Annotated in this window: 16 protein-coding genes; 8 read left to right on the top strand and 8 right to left on the bottom strand. The window is 47.1% G+C overall.

Annotated elements, in window-relative coordinates; translation table 11 throughout:
- Positions 1 to 6: 6 nt before the first annotated feature.
- Both ACLVWU_RS06620 and ACLVWU_RS06615 read left to right on the top strand, forming a co-directional pair.
- A complete protein-coding gene (locus tag ACLVWU_RS06620; protein ID WP_413578200.1) occupies positions 7 to 837 on the top strand; it encodes a C1 family peptidase in 831 nt (276 codons plus the stop codon).
- A 23-nt stretch (positions 838 to 860) separates the two neighbouring features.
- Positions 861 to 1,514 carry an HD domain-containing protein gene (locus ACLVWU_RS06615; protein WP_413578199.1) on the top strand — a complete coding sequence of 218 codons (654 nt, stop codon included), beginning with the start codon at positions 861 to 863 and terminating at the stop codon, positions 1,512 to 1,514.
- An 11-nt stretch (positions 1,515 to 1,525) separates the two neighbouring features.
- On the opposite strand, the gene ACLVWU_RS06610 is transcribed toward ACLVWU_RS06615, so the two are convergent.
- Together ACLVWU_RS06610 and ACLVWU_RS06605 are read right to left on the bottom strand one after the other, a co-directional pair.
- Positions 1,526 to 2,215 (bottom strand): RluA family pseudouridine synthase, encoded by a 690-nt coding sequence (locus ACLVWU_RS06610; RefSeq protein WP_413578198.1) that lies wholly within the window; start codon positions 2,213 to 2,215, stop codon positions 1,526 to 1,528.
- Positions 2,212 to 2,805 carry an RlmE family RNA methyltransferase gene (locus tag ACLVWU_RS06605; protein ID WP_413578197.1) on the bottom strand — a complete coding sequence of 198 codons (594 nt, stop codon included), beginning with the start codon at positions 2,803 to 2,805 and terminating at the stop codon, positions 2,212 to 2,214. Before ACLVWU_RS06605 ends, ACLVWU_RS06610 begins: the two co-directional genes overlap by 4 nt.
- Before the next feature lie 105 nt (positions 2,806 to 2,910).
- On the opposite strand from ACLVWU_RS06605, the gene ACLVWU_RS06600 reads away from it, so the two are divergent.
- On the top strand, positions 2,911 to 3,114 hold the full coding sequence (locus ACLVWU_RS06600; protein WP_413578196.1) for a hypothetical protein: 204 nt from the start codon (positions 2,911 to 2,913) through the stop codon (positions 3,112 to 3,114).
- Here the strand turns inward: ACLVWU_RS06600 and ACLVWU_RS06595 are convergent.
- The 5 genes from ACLVWU_RS06595 to ACLVWU_RS06575 all read right to left on the bottom strand — a co-directional run bounded on the left by ACLVWU_RS06595 (position 3,111) and on the right by ACLVWU_RS06575 (position 7,643).
- Positions 3,111 to 4,370, bottom strand: coding sequence for an MFS transporter (locus ACLVWU_RS06595; RefSeq protein ID WP_413578195.1), 1,260 nt, complete (start codon positions 4,368 to 4,370; stop codon positions 3,111 to 3,113). The genes ACLVWU_RS06600 and ACLVWU_RS06595 overlap by 4 nt on opposite strands.
- Positions 4,371 to 4,458: 88 nt before the next feature.
- Positions 4,459 to 4,683, bottom strand: a complete 225-nt coding sequence (locus ACLVWU_RS06590) for a hypothetical protein (protein ID WP_413578194.1) — start codon at positions 4,681 to 4,683, stop codon at positions 4,459 to 4,461.
- A 113-nt stretch (positions 4,684 to 4,796) separates the two neighbouring features.
- Positions 4,797 to 5,597, bottom strand: a complete 801-nt coding sequence (locus tag ACLVWU_RS06585; protein WP_413578193.1) for an alpha/beta hydrolase — start codon at positions 5,595 to 5,597, stop codon at positions 4,797 to 4,799.
- A gap of 2 nt (positions 5,598 to 5,599) precedes the next feature.
- The gene (locus ACLVWU_RS06580) at positions 5,600 to 7,228 is read right to left on the bottom strand and encodes an ABC-F family ATP-binding cassette domain-containing protein (RefSeq protein ID WP_413578192.1); all 1,629 of its coding nucleotides are present in this window, start codon (positions 7,226 to 7,228) and stop codon (positions 5,600 to 5,602) included.
- 208 nt (positions 7,229 to 7,436) lie between these two features.
- The gene (locus tag ACLVWU_RS06575; RefSeq protein ID WP_413578191.1) at positions 7,437 to 7,643 is read right to left on the bottom strand and encodes a hypothetical protein; all 207 of its coding nucleotides are present in this window, start codon (positions 7,641 to 7,643) and stop codon (positions 7,437 to 7,439) included.
- A 34-nt stretch (positions 7,644 to 7,677) separates the two neighbouring features.
- On the opposite strand from ACLVWU_RS06575, the gene ACLVWU_RS06570 reads away from it, so the two are divergent.
- Positions 7,678 to 9,585, top strand: a complete 1,908-nt coding sequence (locus ACLVWU_RS06570) for a DEAD/DEAH box helicase (protein WP_413578190.1) — start codon at positions 7,678 to 7,680, stop codon at positions 9,583 to 9,585.
- A gap of 139 nt (positions 9,586 to 9,724) precedes the next feature.
- On the top strand, positions 9,725 to 10,573 hold the full coding sequence (locus ACLVWU_RS06565; protein WP_413578189.1) for a hypothetical protein: 849 nt from the start codon (positions 9,725 to 9,727) through the stop codon (positions 10,571 to 10,573).
- Positions 10,574 to 10,630: 57 nt separating this feature from the next.
- Here the strand turns inward: ACLVWU_RS06565 and ACLVWU_RS06560 are convergent, their stop codons facing one another.
- Positions 10,631 to 10,999: an STAS domain-containing protein gene (locus tag ACLVWU_RS06560; protein ID WP_413578188.1), complete on the bottom strand. Its 369-nt coding sequence runs from the start codon at positions 10,997 to 10,999 to the stop codon at positions 10,631 to 10,633.
- A gap of 206 nt (positions 11,000 to 11,205) precedes the next feature.
- Between ACLVWU_RS06560 and ACLVWU_RS06555 the strand changes: the two genes are divergently transcribed.
- The 3 genes from ACLVWU_RS06555 to ACLVWU_RS06545 all read left to right on the top strand — a co-directional run bounded on the left by ACLVWU_RS06555 (position 11,206) and on the right by ACLVWU_RS06545 (position 15,315).
- Positions 11,206 to 12,576, top strand: a complete 1,371-nt coding sequence (locus ACLVWU_RS06555; RefSeq protein WP_413578187.1) for a TolC family protein — start codon at positions 11,206 to 11,208, stop codon at positions 12,574 to 12,576.
- Between the two features lie 40 nt (positions 12,577 to 12,616).
- Positions 12,617 to 13,138, top strand: a complete 522-nt coding sequence (locus ACLVWU_RS06550) for an asparaginase domain-containing protein (RefSeq protein WP_413578186.1) — start codon at positions 12,617 to 12,619, stop codon at positions 13,136 to 13,138.
- Between the two features lie 77 nt (positions 13,139 to 13,215).
- Positions 13,216 to 15,315 carry a carbohydrate-binding family V/XII gene (locus tag ACLVWU_RS06545; RefSeq protein ID WP_413578185.1) on the top strand — a complete coding sequence of 700 codons (2,100 nt, stop codon included), beginning with the start codon at positions 13,216 to 13,218 and terminating at the stop codon, positions 15,313 to 15,315.
- Positions 15,316 to 15,333: the final 18 nt, after the last annotated feature.

Raw genomic sequence — 15,333 nt, 5'->3', positions numbered from 1 at the left:
ATTAAAATGACGTTTGTGATCCGCACTCTCTTTTTCTCTGCGGCCCTACTGTGCTCTTTGTACTTAAAAGACGCCAAGGCCGAAAGCATCGTACTCTCTGACATTCAGACTCCGGTAAAACAACAGAAGAAACGTGATACCTGCGCTTACTTTGCTGTGAACGCCCTGGTGGAAAGCACTTTCAAAAAATTGACTGGTGAAGACTATGACATCTCGGAAGAGTTTGAAATCTTCCGTCATAAGATTGTAAACGCATGGCGCCCCGAGGTCGAATTCGGCAACACCTACGATCTTCTTCAGACTATCAAAAATGATATGTACGTTTATGAAGAAGACCAGCTTCCCTATCAGGAAGACAGCCCGGATTTTACCAAGCCCTTAAGCAATCAACAGCTGGCCTTCTATGACCTGCGCAAACAAAAGGTTCCAAAAGTACAAATCAGAAGCTTGAGCTTCAAGCAACTGACACAAATGTTTGTGCAACGTTCATGGTCTGAACATGTGATGACCGAGATCAAACAAGGCCGACCTGTAGTTGTGACTTTGAATGTGGCAATCCCCCACATCAACGATGCGAAGGGCACTTTCACCATGACTCCGGAAATCGCAGCGCAATGCGCGAGCGCGGCAATCCCATGTGGTGGCCACGCGATTCTTTTGATGGGCTACGATTCAGACCGTCGCCTGTTTATGTTTAAAAACTCCTGGGGTCCTGAATGGGGCAATAACGGTTACGGCTTTGTGACCTTTGACCATGTTGACAACTATTCAGATCAGTTTTTAACTGCGTATTTTGACAAACTCACTTCTCCTTCAGTGAAACGAGTCAGTCAGTAATTCAAACTTAAGAGATGGAAGTCATGAATCAAGAACAACCGGCATTTGACGAAAAAAAATGGTTCCATCTTTTTAAAAATAAAGCGCGGGTTCTTTATCCTACTTCAGATCCCGCCCATGACTTCCTGCACATCCAAAGAGTCGTCAATACTGCCAAAAGTCTTTGTGATTCAGAAAAAGGACGTTGGGAAGTCGTCATGCCAGCCGCCTTCTTTCATGACTATATCAATGTGCCCAAAGGCGATCCTCGCCGTGCCTATGCTTCTGCACTTTCCGCCGAAGCAACAATCGAATATTTAAAGTCAGTGCAATACCCCGAAGAGTTCTTCGAGGACATTCGCCACGCCATTGAAGCGCACAGTTATAGCGCCAATATCAAACCGACAACATTGGAAGCCCGAATCGTTCAGGATGCAGACCGTCTGGACTCCCTGGGGGCCATTGGTATCGCCAGATGTTTTGCTACCAGCTCCCTGATGAGTCGTCCATTTTACGCGGAGGAAGACCCTTGGGCCGAGCAACGTAGCTTAGATGATAAAAACTATGGCATCGATCATTTCTATCAAAAGCTTTTTAAACTGCTGGATCTGATGAATACGGACACGGCCAAAAAAGAAGCCCAGCATCGCGTGACGTTCATCAAGGAATACCTGGCGCAAATCAAGCGCGAGATCTGAAACTGTTTATATTAGTTGGCGGATTCTTGTATCTGAATAATCTGGGGCAACTGGAATTCATCAGCCCCCGGTGCTTTCGAAAAATCGATTCTATAAGCGCGAAGCGCGATCGAATTCTCCCCGCACCATTTTACTTTAGAGCCGTACAAGGTATCACCCACAATTGGAAAACCGTGACGACTTAAATCAAAACGTAACTGATGCGAGCGTCCAGTCACAGGCTGTAAATCCCATTGCAGAAAGCACTGTGCGTTCGCGCCAAGATACTGCGCTAATGTCATTGAATCTTTTCCCTCAGGACTTTCATAGGCGCGCCGCTTGCCACGCAGAATGCGTGATTTCCATTCAAAATTTTGACTTGTGCTTAACTCAAACTTCGCTCGGGAGTTTTTAACATTTTCCGGAATGTGGGAAAAGTCCTGTGCTGTCGTTAGTGCCCGGTAGGTTTTGCTGACGGTTTTGTTTTCAAACCACCCATTGGCTTTGCGATGGGCCTCTGCAGTCTTGGCGTACATCACCAGACCAGACACTTCAAAGTCCAGACGGTGCACGGGATAGATCTGAATAGCCAATTGCTTTTGCAAAGCAATTCCCAGGCAGTTGCGCTCGTCTTCAGCACCCAAGCGGCTGGGAGTGGAAAGCACTCCTGCCGGTTTATCGCAGATCACGAAATGGGCGTTTTCGAAAACGATTTGAATCATTTTTTATTAAGACCGATCAAAAAGATCTCTTTAGAGATTTTGCGAGTTGAATCAGGCTTCATCACTTCGCATTTAGCAAAGGATTTTTTAATTTCCTCACGAAGCTTTGCAAAGTCATCACTGTGAAACAACTTACAAACAAAATGACCATCTTTACGCAGAAACTTACGAGCCACATCCAACGCCAGTTCACACAGTTCCATAGAGCGCGCTTGGTCTGTCATGCGAATGCCCGTGGTTTTCGGAGCCATGTCTGACATCACGATATCAAACGGAGGATGGAAGCCATGCTCCGTGAAAATCTCTTCCAAGTTCAAATCGCGAAGATCTGCTTGAATGAAAACCGCGTTAGGTAGCTTTACAGTCACCGGACTCAAATCCACACCTAAAACACGGCCCTTAGCGCCTACCACTTTGGAAGCGTATTGAGACCAGGAACCTGGCGATGCTCCCAAATCCAAAACTGTCTGACCGCTGCCTTTAAAAATTTTGTATTTCTTGTCGATCTCTTCAAGCTTAAAAACAGAGCGCGCGGCGAAGCCCTCTTCTTTTGCTTTTCTAAAGTAACTATCGCGTGGATTGTAAGTCATATCGAAGGGTTATGGCTGGTTCAGGGGTTAAAGTCCATTATTTAATTTCACATTCCCTTTTCGCCCCGAATGCTTTAAAAAAGATACATCCTTTGGAGGCCCGATATGAACCTGATTATCGCTATGAGTATATTCTTTGTTATCATTACGATGATCTTCGTGGCCATCGCAGTCTTTTTACCGGAATGGATGGGAATCACCGGCAAAAAAGCAAAAAAAATTATCGAGGACCAACAGGCGACTCATCCCGAGGAAGATTCCAATACAAAATCCTCCTCGGCCGAGTCCGAAAAAGACGAACAGCACTAATGCTGAATCTTGGGTTCCTTAACCATTGCTAACAACCCACCACCAACAACGAAAAGCACCAGCAAACCAACCATTCCCAAGCGGGAGTTTCCCGTGAGGGTTACTGTAAAGGCCACAATCAAGGGTCCCAGGATTGACGCAAACCTCCCCACCAGATTGAAAAGGCCAAAATACTCTCCACTTTGATGTTTCGGAGCCATCTTACCAAACATCGAGCGACTCAGGGACTGCACTCCCCCCTGCACCATACCGATCACGATCGCCAGCAAATAAAAGTGCCATGCCTGGCTCATCCACATCGCCGCAACCACCGTAATTCCATAAATACCAATACAAAACATAATCGGAGCTTTCGTCCCGAATCGCTTCGTCACAGTTCCAAAGTAATAGGCGCAAGGAAAGCCGATGAACTGAGTGATTAGCAGGGCCGCAATTAAATCCTTTGAGCCCAAGCCAATGGACATGCCGTAGTCCACCGCCATCGTCATCACTGTGTAAACACCGTCGATATAAAGCCAATATGCCATCATGAAAAACAGCAGGTTGCGTTCTTTGAAAATCAGTTCTTTAAAAGTTGCCTGCAATGTCAGGATACTGCGATTGGTAAGTTTCCAGATATTATCGTTGGAGATTTCTGTTTGCGGTTCTGGAATATTCCGCGCCAAAGGAATCGAAAACACGAACCACCATACAGCCACCGTCATAAAGGATATCTGAACGGCCTGCGTGCCATCGCGAAGACCAAACCACTGCGGATTCAAATGCATCAGAACATTTACCAGAAACAGAATGCCGCCCCCCAAATAGCCCATCGAGTATCCCAGGGATGAAACGAAATCCATTTCTTTGGGTTCGGCCACATAAGGGAGCAAAGATTCATAAAAAACACAGCTGGCATTGAAAGCCATCATGGCAATTCCGTAGGCCAGGATTGCACTCCACCAATCACCCGCCGGAATGAAGGTCATCCAACCGCAGGCAATCACACCGATCATCATGAAACTAAGACAGAATAATTTTTTAAAGCCCTTAAGATCGGAAATCACACCCAGTGTGGGACTTAGCATTGCGATCACCAGACTTGAAATGGAAATGGCAGTTCCCAAACGAGCCGTGGTCACGGTCGGATCAACACCCTGGCTCCAGTAAAGCTTAAAGAAAACCGGAAAGAACCCCGCCATCACCGTAGTGGAGTATGTGCTATTCGCCCAATCATAGAGTGCCCAACTAAATATTTTCTTTTTATGGATGTCCATGATCCAAGCAGATCATAGTTTCAGACTGAAAGGGAGCCCACATCGTGTCAAAAAAAACGCTGACTTCCCAGTCAGCGCTTATTGAATTCTATTTTCTTTCTTCCGCCACTTCTCCGTGATTGGCGAAGTCTTTGTACAGACTCACCGCTCCTATGGCCGTCAACGATATGCCGATGACCACGTACATTATCACTGCCTTCCTGTTTTGGTTAAATACATAACTAAATGCGCCCGCGATCACAATTAGTGGCCCCATTACGACCATGGACGACACGATCTGACGGAGTGCGAACACTCCCAGTTCAGAACTCATAACCCCCGCCTACGTTCAAGATTGGTTACTTTTTATATTCTTCAATATTCCGTATAACTTATCGGCAGGACTTAAGTTGGCTAAAGCTAATTTAATAGTAAGTTCGATCGCTTTTACGACTCAAACAAGGACAAGGCTGTGGCTGGTTTTGATACGACCGTCAGATGATTTAAACCAGAAGCAATTATCAGAGGATTGGCCAGCCCTTCAAAGATCTCCCGATGTCTAAGGGCTATAACCACCTCGTCCTGATCACCGGTTATAAGCGAAAGTGAAGCGTTTCCATCAATCAATCGAATCAACAAATCCTCTGGGACCACCGCTGCCTGAATGAAAGATGCACTATAAGTTAACTTTTCTTCGCCGGTTTTGAATGCCTCAGGATAGTTCACCTGAATCCCGGAGCCGTTAGGGTTAAAAGAAATCCAGCCACCCAGATCAGCCGTCAGCGCATGAAAGGATTCCGGCAAATAAGGTGCAATCGCCACAAATTTTTTAAACTGACGAGCAATATCGCTGACGGCGACTCTTAAAGCAAAACCACCACCCAGAGAGTGCCCCGCCAAAGTCATGGACTTCACCGGATGATTCATTTTCATATGAATGATCAATTCTTCAAGATCGATTTCAAGCTGGTTGCCGGCAATATTATCTGAATTGGAAAGACTGGCACCGTGACAACGAAAATCCGGAGTCACGACCTGCGCATAGCCTGCCTGTGCAATGGCGCTGGCAAGCGAACAGAGATAACGACTATCACCGCCAATCCCATGATACAGGATCACCAGATTTTCAGAGCGTGCGGAATAAAAACGATAGGACAGCAAATCCTTCTGACGAGTGCGAAAAACCTCCTGTGGTGCCAGACGGTCCACAGGAATTTTGAAATCGCGCAGGTCAAAGGCGAGCTTCATTGCTATGAGCCCGCTTCCTGCTTTTTCTTATGAAGGTAATAGTCGTAGTCGCCTTCGTAGATACGCAGTTGATTTTTATCAACTTCGAATACACGCGTCGTCACTTCGCGCAAGAAGTGGCGATCATGCGATACGATCATCACCGTACCTGGGAAATTCTTAATGGCATCCAATAGGACTTCACGGGAAACGATATCCAAGTGATTCGTCGGCTCATCCAGAATCAAAAGATTCACTGGTTGCGCCAGGATCGTCGCCAGAACCACGCGTGATTTTTCACCACCCGAAAGGATCGAAATTTTCTTTTCAGCCTCTTCACCAGAAAACTTAAACGCGCCCAAAAGACTGCGCACAGTTCCCATGCCCGCTGTCGGCATACGAGAATGGACTTCATCCAGGATTGTCATCTTAGGATCCAAAACATCCAAAGAGTTCTGAGAGAAGTACCCCAGATTGATGGAAGCACCCAAAGCGCACGTTCCATTAGTTGGCTTCACTTCGCCAGCGATGATTTTCAATAATGTCGATTTACCAGCACCATTCACGCCGACAACGGCAATGCGGTCCATGCGTTTAACCAAAGCCTGGGCACCAGAGAACACTGTTTTCTCTTTGCCATCATCGCGTTTCCAGATTTTTGAAAGGCCTTCGAATCTAACAACCTCTTCCCCACCCCGCGGAGGCACCGGCCATACGAATTTGATTTCGGATTCCTCTTCAGGAATTTCGATACGATCGATCTTTTCAAGCTTTTTAACACGCGATTGAACTTGCGCCGCATGAGAAGCACGGGCTGCGAAGCGAGCAATGAACTCCTCTTCTTTTGCCAGCATGTCTTCCTGACGTTTTGCTGCTGCGATCAATTGCTCCTTACGGATGTCGCGCTCTTTTTCGTAGAAGTCATAGTTACCACCGTAGACGGTGATAGTTTTATTTGCGATCTCAACGATTTTTCCAACCAGGCGATTCATGAAATCACGATCATGCGACGTCATAAGAACAGCGCCCTTGAAATTCACCAACCACTCTTCAAGCCAGATGATGGACTCCACATCCAAGTGATTCGTCGGCTCGTCCATCAGCAGGACTTGCGGGTTCAGCACCAGGATTTTCGCCAAAGCGATACGCATCTTCCAACCGCCAGAGAAGCTCTCTGTGGGACGGTGATAATCATCAGGGCCGATACCAAGACCGGTCAGGATTTCTGCAGCACGGGATTCCAGGTCATAACCACCCAAGCGCTCGAACTCCCCCTGCATCTCACCATAGACCTCAAGGATCTTCATCATCTCATCTGGATCCAAATCAGGATCTGCCAGCTTTGCTTCGCACTCCTGCATTTTTACCTGCATGTCACCCAGATTACCGATCGCGGACTTCACTTCTTCAAGAGCAGATCTGCCACGCATGTCTTCAATATTTTGCGAGAAGTAACCAATCACGGTTTTATCGGATTTAGAAACAGTTCCGTCGTAACCTTCCTCACCAGTGATGATGCGGAAAATTGTGGTTTTACCTGTTCCGTTCAAACCCACGAGGCCGATTTTTTCGCCTTCGTTGATTTGGAAAGAACCGTTACGATAGAGAACTTTGTTCCCCTGCTGCTTTGTGATGTTTGATAAGTGAATCATGGTCCCTTTTATAGCTCGAAATTCATCGAGATGCGCCAAAATTTTTAATTATTTACATCCGGGAACTTGAAGCCCCCGTTTGCCAGGATTTTAGGCAACTCCAAAAGTATAACTGACTTTATCTGACTCCGCCGAATTCTGATGACCGATACCCCCGGAAGGTCAAGCCGGGGGCTGGTCTTCGGCTTGGGTGCCAGAATGGAATCAGCTATCGCGAGGAACCCTTAGCTCCTCGCATTTCCTCAAGACCTCTATATGCGCCTAGGGCTTTGTAAGTGTCTGAAATACACTCGGTTTCTGCAAATACTTCATTATTATTGCAAGAGCGGAATATATCCTGAGCTTTTACCTTCAAGTTCGTGTATCTTCCGCACTTCTTAGAGCGCATACCAATATCCGAAAGTAGTTTGGCCATTTGGTTAAGTGCTCCTATAACCGAAAGGCTCATCGTGACTCCTCCTTTAACTACAGTCGATACATTTGAAAGCTTTGGTCTTAGCGCTCCGTTGATGGATGCGATGAAAGACATGGGCTTCTCAACTCCGACACCGATTCAAAAACAAGCTATTCCGTTGCTATTGGGTGGTGCGAACGATTTCATCGGTCTCGCATCTACTGGTACTGGTAAAACTGCTGCGTTTGGTATCCCTCTTATCGAAAATCTCGATGCGACAATCAAAGACACTCAGGCACTTGTGCTTTCTCCAACTCGTGAGTTGGCGTTGCAAGTTGCTGAGCAATTGGCTTTGCTTGGTAAGAAAAAAGGCATCCGCGTAGTAACAATCTACGGTGGTGCTTCTTACCGCACACAAATCGAAGGCATTAAACGTGGCGCCCACATCGTGGTGGCGACTCCGGGCCGCTTGGTTGATTTCCTAGAACAAAAAATGCTTAAACTTTCCAAAGTTCAAACTGTGATCCTGGACGAGGCAGACGAAATGCTTTCCATGGGTTTCAAAGACGCTTTGGACTTCATTCTTTCTGCGACACACCCTGAAGAAAAAGGTGCTTCCGAGCGCGCAGCTTGCAGAACTTGGTTGTTCTCTGCAACTATGTCCACTGAAGTTCGCCGTATCACTGAAAAGTACCTGGAAAATCCAGAAACAGTCGCTGTGAACAAAGTGGGCTCTACAGCTGAGACTATCGAACAAGTTTACTACACAGTTAAAAACATGCACAAAACAGAGGTTATCTCTCGCTTGTTGCAAACTTTGCCTGAGTTCTACGGTATCATCTTCTGCCAAACTAAAATGGAAGTTGCTGAACTTTCAGATATCCTGGCTCAACGTGGTTTCCCGACAGATTCTTTGCATGGTGATAAATCTCAACAGGAGCGCGAAGCGACTTTGAGAAAGTTCAAATCAAAGCAAGTCAAAGTCATCGTTGCAACAGACGTTGCCGCTCGTGGTTTGGATATCAAAGACCTTACTCACGTTGTAAACTACAACTTGCCTTGGGATGCTGAATCCTATGTTCACCGTATCGGCCGTACTGGTCGTAACGGTCAAAAAGGTACTGCAATCACTTTGGTGAACTCGGACCAATTGACTCTTCTTCGCCGTGTGATGAACACGACGAAAGCGACTTTTACTAAAGGTGTTGTACCTTCAGCTGACGAAGTTGCGGGTCTTAAAATCAAAAATGTATTGGATAAAGTCGGCACTATGGATGCAGCAAATGCTTCATTGCAATTGGCTGCTGATTTGATCCAGGATCTTGTTCAAGCTGAAGACATCAACTTCAAAGACCTTTCGACTGAGGACTTGCTAGCTCGCTTCATCGTGGCTTACTTCCCAGACGTATTCGTTAAAAAAGACCTTATCCTTGATTACATGGGTGACCGTATTCCTCGCGAATTGTTGCCTCGTGATCCGAACAACAACCGTTTCACTTCCAACCGTGAGGGTGGTGGTGATCGTGGCGGCCGCGGTGGTTACAATGACCGTCCTCGCACTGGTGGGGGCTACCGTGGTGACCGTGGTGGTTTCCGTTCTAACCGTCGTGATGATGGCGACCGTCCTCGTTTCAACGATGGTGGTTACCAAAAAGACGCTTCCAGCGAAGGCTCTGGCGCACGCCGCAGCTTCCGTGGCAACTCTGCGGATCGCGATGGCGGCCGTGATGAAAATCGTGGCAACCGTGGCGACAGCCGTCCATCCCGTGAAGGTGGTGCGAGCAGCGCATTCCGCGGTGCCCGCGACAACAACGCTGGTGGCGAACGCCCAGCACGCCGCCCTTCATTCAACAGCGATGTTGATGAAAGCCGTGGCAATCGTTCTGAGCGCAACGACCATCCAGGGATCAAAAGAACCCGCCCAAGCAGCGGCGCTTCTGCGACCCGTCGTTTCCGTGATTAATTAGTTCTTACAAATATTTATGTGGGCGACTTCGAGGGTCGGTGACGAGATCACCGACCCTTTGTTTTTGGTGTTGCCGGGAACGGTAACGCAAAGTTCGTCGGTGTCTCAGATTTAGACACCCTCAACTGGAACTCATTTGCTTTCGACTCCAAAAACCATGGCATTCAATCTGCAATGGTTCAAACCCATGAACTACTTAAATATTAAATCCATCATATTTGTAGGCCTTATCATCGGAAACCTTTCCAGCGCGATGGCATCATCATCGGCAGCTTCGTCTTTCAAAGACACCGAGATCAACGATGATGTTTACCAACAGGAACTTGACGTGTTGTCTGAAGAGGATGCGGCGGCAATCGACGTTTATAGATCCCTTCAAAAAATCGGCGCTGAAAAAGTCTGTTCTTCATTGGTCGTTAATAAAGAGCAAGAAGGTCGCTACTACAAAGCAGTTGAAAAAGCCTTCAAAAAGCACGACCTTTCAACAGTGTTGGATGGTACCAAGGATCTGACTGCGGTGTGCCCTAAGTATCCAACTCTATCCCAACAGGAAAAAGAAGAAGTTTGGACTGTCATTCTGGGCGCGACGTCATTCTATGAAAGCTCATGCCGCCTTTTAGGTGCGCGTGAAGGCGGACCGAATGGCCAATTGGGTGGCCCCTTCCAGCTTCATGTGGGCAAAGAACCATTCTATGGCAGACTTTGCAAAAAGGGCGATGCCCTGACTAAAGATGAAAACAGATTTATCCCATGTGTGCTTTCCATGTTAGAAAAATACTTCGCGAAACAGGCCAGCAAGGGCGACGAAGTTAAACTTTTCCCTCAACGTGCAGCTGGTGCCACCTACTGGGAAGTTTTGCAGTCCAACGCCACGAAACACCACCGCGTGACGGTGACCGATGCAAAGGGCAACAAGAAGATGATTCGCGGAAATGGCTCGGATTTCGTGAAAATGGCAATCAAAAACTACAAATACTGCCGATAGAAATTTGATTTTAGCATAAAAAAAAGGCTGTCGAGGAGACAGCCTTTTTTTTGCTTTTCAGGCGGCGCGAGGGAACGACAGCAGAGCTGTTTTCAGATCTTCAGCGACCTCCAGGCCCCGGACGATGCCCATTCTCAACAGCTTTTCACGTAGGGAATCTTTGAGTGAACAAAGCCGCAGGTCTGCAGGTTTGGCGCGGATATCCCTTTGTAATTGTGCGAAACTTGACAAGGCTTCCGTGGAAATCCGGTCGATATTCTGGAAGTAAAACACCACTTGTTTCACTTCCTCCTTGGCAAGAATTTCCTGCCGGCAGGCTTCCAAAGCCGGTACCACTCCGGCACTCATTTCTTCGCCGGAAAAGGACACCACCAGCATCCTATTCTTATGACTAATACTGTAATTAAACGACTTCTGATCTTCCAACGTACTGCTCCTCGAAATCGGTTTGGTTTAATATACTCATTTTAGCACCTCAAAACTGGTTGAAAAGAATTCCGCGTCCCTTTCTCAAAGGCGCACGAAAAAGCGAATACTTTACGATGTTTAGGAGCGTTTAATTCTTATTTTCAGAGATGATTTGACTTCTAATTAGGTACCAAATAATTTTTGAACCCTCTAAGGGGACTCAGATGAATCATTCCAAAATGAGAAATTTGGCAGCAATCGTACTTGCGACGGTTATCACCGCAACATCATTCGCGGCAAAACCAGCACAACCTGCTACTATCACTATCAATCCTAAAACACTTAAGACACGCCTGCTTGAAAACAACATCGAACTTGCCGTGCAAATGAACAACGTCTTTAAAGCGAAAGACAATGTGGACCGCGCGCGCAGAAATCTGCTTCCGGGCATCAACCTAGGCGCAGCTATCGACAGCAGCGTGAGCTTTTCACTTTCTTCAGTGACAATGCTTTTGCCATTCCTGCTTCCAAGCAAATGGTTGGACTTGCGTGAAAATCAGCACTTGCTGAATGCTCAGGGCGAGTCTTACTACATCTCTCAGCTAAACACTTACTCTTCGGCGTTCTCTTTGTATTCCACTATCCAGGGCGACATCGAGCTGCGTGCGATTCTTAACTACCAATACGAAAACTACAAAAAAATTGAAGACATGATTCAAATGGCCGTGGATGCCGGGATGAGAGAAAAATCTGAACTATTGCAGGTTCAGGCACAAACTCAAATGTCCAGAATCCAGGTTTCCCAAATGGACGTCTTGATTCTACAGGAAAAAGCTGCGATCCGCGAAATGCTGGCATTGCCGCTTTCCACTGATATTAAAATTGAATCATTCCACATCGCTTCTTCAACAGCGGAGCAACAGCCTTTGCAAAAGACTGTGGATTTATCCCTGTCCCGTTCTCCGGAACTGCGCCAGTTGTCATCCATGCTGAAAGCAACTGAAGCTGCTAAATGGAGCGCTTTCTGGTCTTTCCTTACCGGTGCAACTTATGGGGCTTCCCGTGGTCCACAAGGTGCCTTTGCTGATGCGGAAGGCGCAGGTTCTGCGACTTTCAACTTCGGTAACTTCCTAATTTTGAAAATCGGTAACCGCGAATTGGATTCCATCCGTCTGCAAAAAAAGCAAATCGACTTCGATCAGGCTAAAATGGTTGAATCAACTGTAGGTTCTTTGCGCGAAAGCCAAATGCAACTAACTTTGGCAAGACAGGCTGAAGCGAATCTTGAGGCGCTCTACGAAGCGGAGCTTCAAAAATTCCAAATGGGTGCCACAGATCTATTGCACGTACTGAGTGCGGGTAACAATCTGACCTCTGCTTATACAAGCCGCGTAAAAGCTCAGACCAATCTGGATACATTGCGTGTTGGTTTGCACCGCATGATGATCTCTGATCATTTCGGATTGATCCAAAAATGCCAAATCTACAAAAAAGGCACTGGTGGCCTGACTGGCAAATTGGGACGTATCTTTAATCCTAAAAAAGACAACATGTCCTTGGACCAAGCTTGCGGACCGCAAGTTAGCGAAAATTAGTAGCTAGTTCGGGGATCTTAGCTTAGGATCTCCGACATATATGGGAACTCCAGTACAAGACGTTGTAATTATCACTACCGGTGGCACGATTGAGAAAACCTATAATGAGTTTGATGGCTCATTGGAAAATCGTGGCACCAGTATCAAGAACCGCATTCTTTCGAAACTGCGCTTACCTTACACTAATATTTTAGTTTATCCCCTTCTAAGTAAAGACTCGCTTTACATGAACGACGATGATCGCGCGCTTATTTCTGCGACAATCAAAGATCAAATGCAGCGTGGATGCCCGATCGTGGTTCTGCATGGTACGGACACAATGCATGTTTCAGCAGAGCATTGCTTTAAAGATATAGGCACTCCAAAAGTTCCTGTGGTCTTTACCGGCGCCATGATTCCTATGGGGTTTGATGACAGTGATGCGACTCAAAATGTCACGGAAGCCATGCTGGCTGCCAAACTTTTGCAACCGGGCTTTTACATCGCTTTCCATAATCAGATCTTCACTGTTCCCAATGTTCGCAAGAATCGCGAAAAAGGCACTTTCGAACAAACGCCGTAGGTATTTGTAAGTTACCACAGGACCGCCCCAAACCAGACTCGATCCCGTACCATCCTACTATAAACCTGGAGGGGATCATGGGGCTCAAAGGTCTTACGGCGATTTGCTTTATTTTACATTTTGGATCGTTTGCACACGCGGCAACCAAAGAAAAAACCAGTGCTTCCAGTTCCGCCGCTACACAAAGCTGGCCTATCGAAGTCGCACTCGATTCAAAACAAAAGGTCACTCTTTTCCAGCCGCAAGTCGAAAGCATTGAAAATAATCTGATCACCGCCCGCACAGCCTTCAAACTTCAAAAGGATGGAAAAGACTCTTTTGGATCTTTCCTGATGAAGGCCGACAGCATGATCGACAAAGACCAGGCTACTGTCACTTTGCGAACCATCAAGGTCGCGGACATGCAGCTACCAGGAGACACGTCTCATCGGGAGGAATTGACCCGGGAATTTGAAAAATCCCTTAATAAAAAACAACACGTGCTTCCCTATCGCAATGTTGTCGCAAGCCTTGAACTCTCTTCCCTGGATAAGAAAAGAAAATCTCCAGATTTAAAGAATGATCCGCCCCAGATTATTTTTTCGACCACTCCCAGTTTGTTGATCATGATCTCCGGAAATCCGGTCATGGGACCATCGGGCAAATACAAAACTCCAGAACGCGTGGTGAACACCAGTGCTTTGATTTTAAAAGATAGCGAGAATAGTTTTTATCTGTGGGCCCTGGGCAAGTGGTTTTCTGCGCCTTCAGCCACCGGCCCCTTCACGCCGACCAAATCAAATCCCACCTCCAAAATTACGATGGTAAAGGACGAACTGGTCGATAACAAAACGGTCGACCCATTGGCGGGTCGCACAGCCCAGGGGAATTCCATTTATCCTCCGGGCGTTACTCCTAAAATTTTCATTGCCACTAAACCCACAGAGCTTTTGCAAAGCGAAGGCGAACCGAAGTTTTCAGCTGTGGAAAAAACCGGATTGCTTTATGTTTCAAACTCACCCAATTCAGTATTCCTGGAAACCTCATCCCAGACTTACTACACCCTGATTTCAGGACGCTGGTTCAATGCAAAATCCCTGCAGGGTCCGTGGAAACATGTGCCTGGTGGAAGCCTGCCAAAAGACTTTGCTAAAATTCCCACCAACAGCCCGGTTGCAGAAGTTCTGGTTTCAGTTCCTGGTACTCCACAGGCAAAAGAGGCTTTGATCACCAGCCAGATTCCGCAGACGGCCCAGGTTGCCCGCACCATGAAACCGAAAGATCTGAAATGCGACGGACCTGTGAAGTGGCAGAAAATATCGTCAACTTCGCTTCAATACGCCGAGAACTGCAACACGCCACTGATCATGGTCAATCCACAACAGTATTACATTGTTCAGGATGGTGTGTGGTTTAACTCTTCCAAAGAATCAGGGCCGTGGGAAGTTTCTATAGCGGTGCCCGATCAGATCTATCAAATTCCCACTTCTTCCCCGCTTTACTATGTCACCTATGTCAAAATTTATAGCACCAGTCCGGACTACGTTGTTGTCGGCTACACACCGGGATACCACGGTACATTTGTTTCAGCGGATGGAACCATCGTTTATGGAACCGGTTATTCTTATGCTCCCTATACGACGGCCACTGCCTGGTACCCACCTCCAGCAACTTATGGATTTGGTGTGGGTTATGGCTGGGGCTATGATTCAGGTTTTTACATGGGCTTTTCAATGGGTGCTGTCATGTATCCTTGGGGCTGGGGATCCTGCTGCTGGGGCGGAACTTATGTAAATATTGATGTCACAAATATCTATCACAATTGGGGTAAAACTTCTGTCATCACCGGCTCGGGTGGACACGGTATGGTGGTTAATACTATCGGTGATACAAAATTCGCTCGTGGTATCGGCAGTGACAATGTTTATGCCAGCCATGATGGTGGAGTTTATCGTCGCAACGGCAAAGGCGACTGGTCCCAGTACAACGGACCTAACACTTGGACACCTGTTGAGCGCCCCGACAACATCCAAAATCTGGAACGCAATCACGAAGCACGGGCCACACGTCCTGATATGCCCCACACAAATCGTGGCGCGGCCCCTCCGTCCCCCAGCAACTCCAACTATCTGCGCGGTGGTGGCGGTGCGCGTGCAGGCGGAGGCTTTCATGGTGGTGGCGGCGGATTCCGCAGATAATTTCATTTAAAACAAAAA

Origin of the sequence: Bdellovibrio sp. HCB290 (genome assembly GCF_047305925.1) — a bacterium.
Classification (GTDB): domain Bacteria; phylum Bdellovibrionota; class Bdellovibrionia; order Bdellovibrionales; family Bdellovibrionaceae; genus Bdellovibrio.
This window is presented reverse-complemented; position numbering and strand designations above follow the sequence as displayed.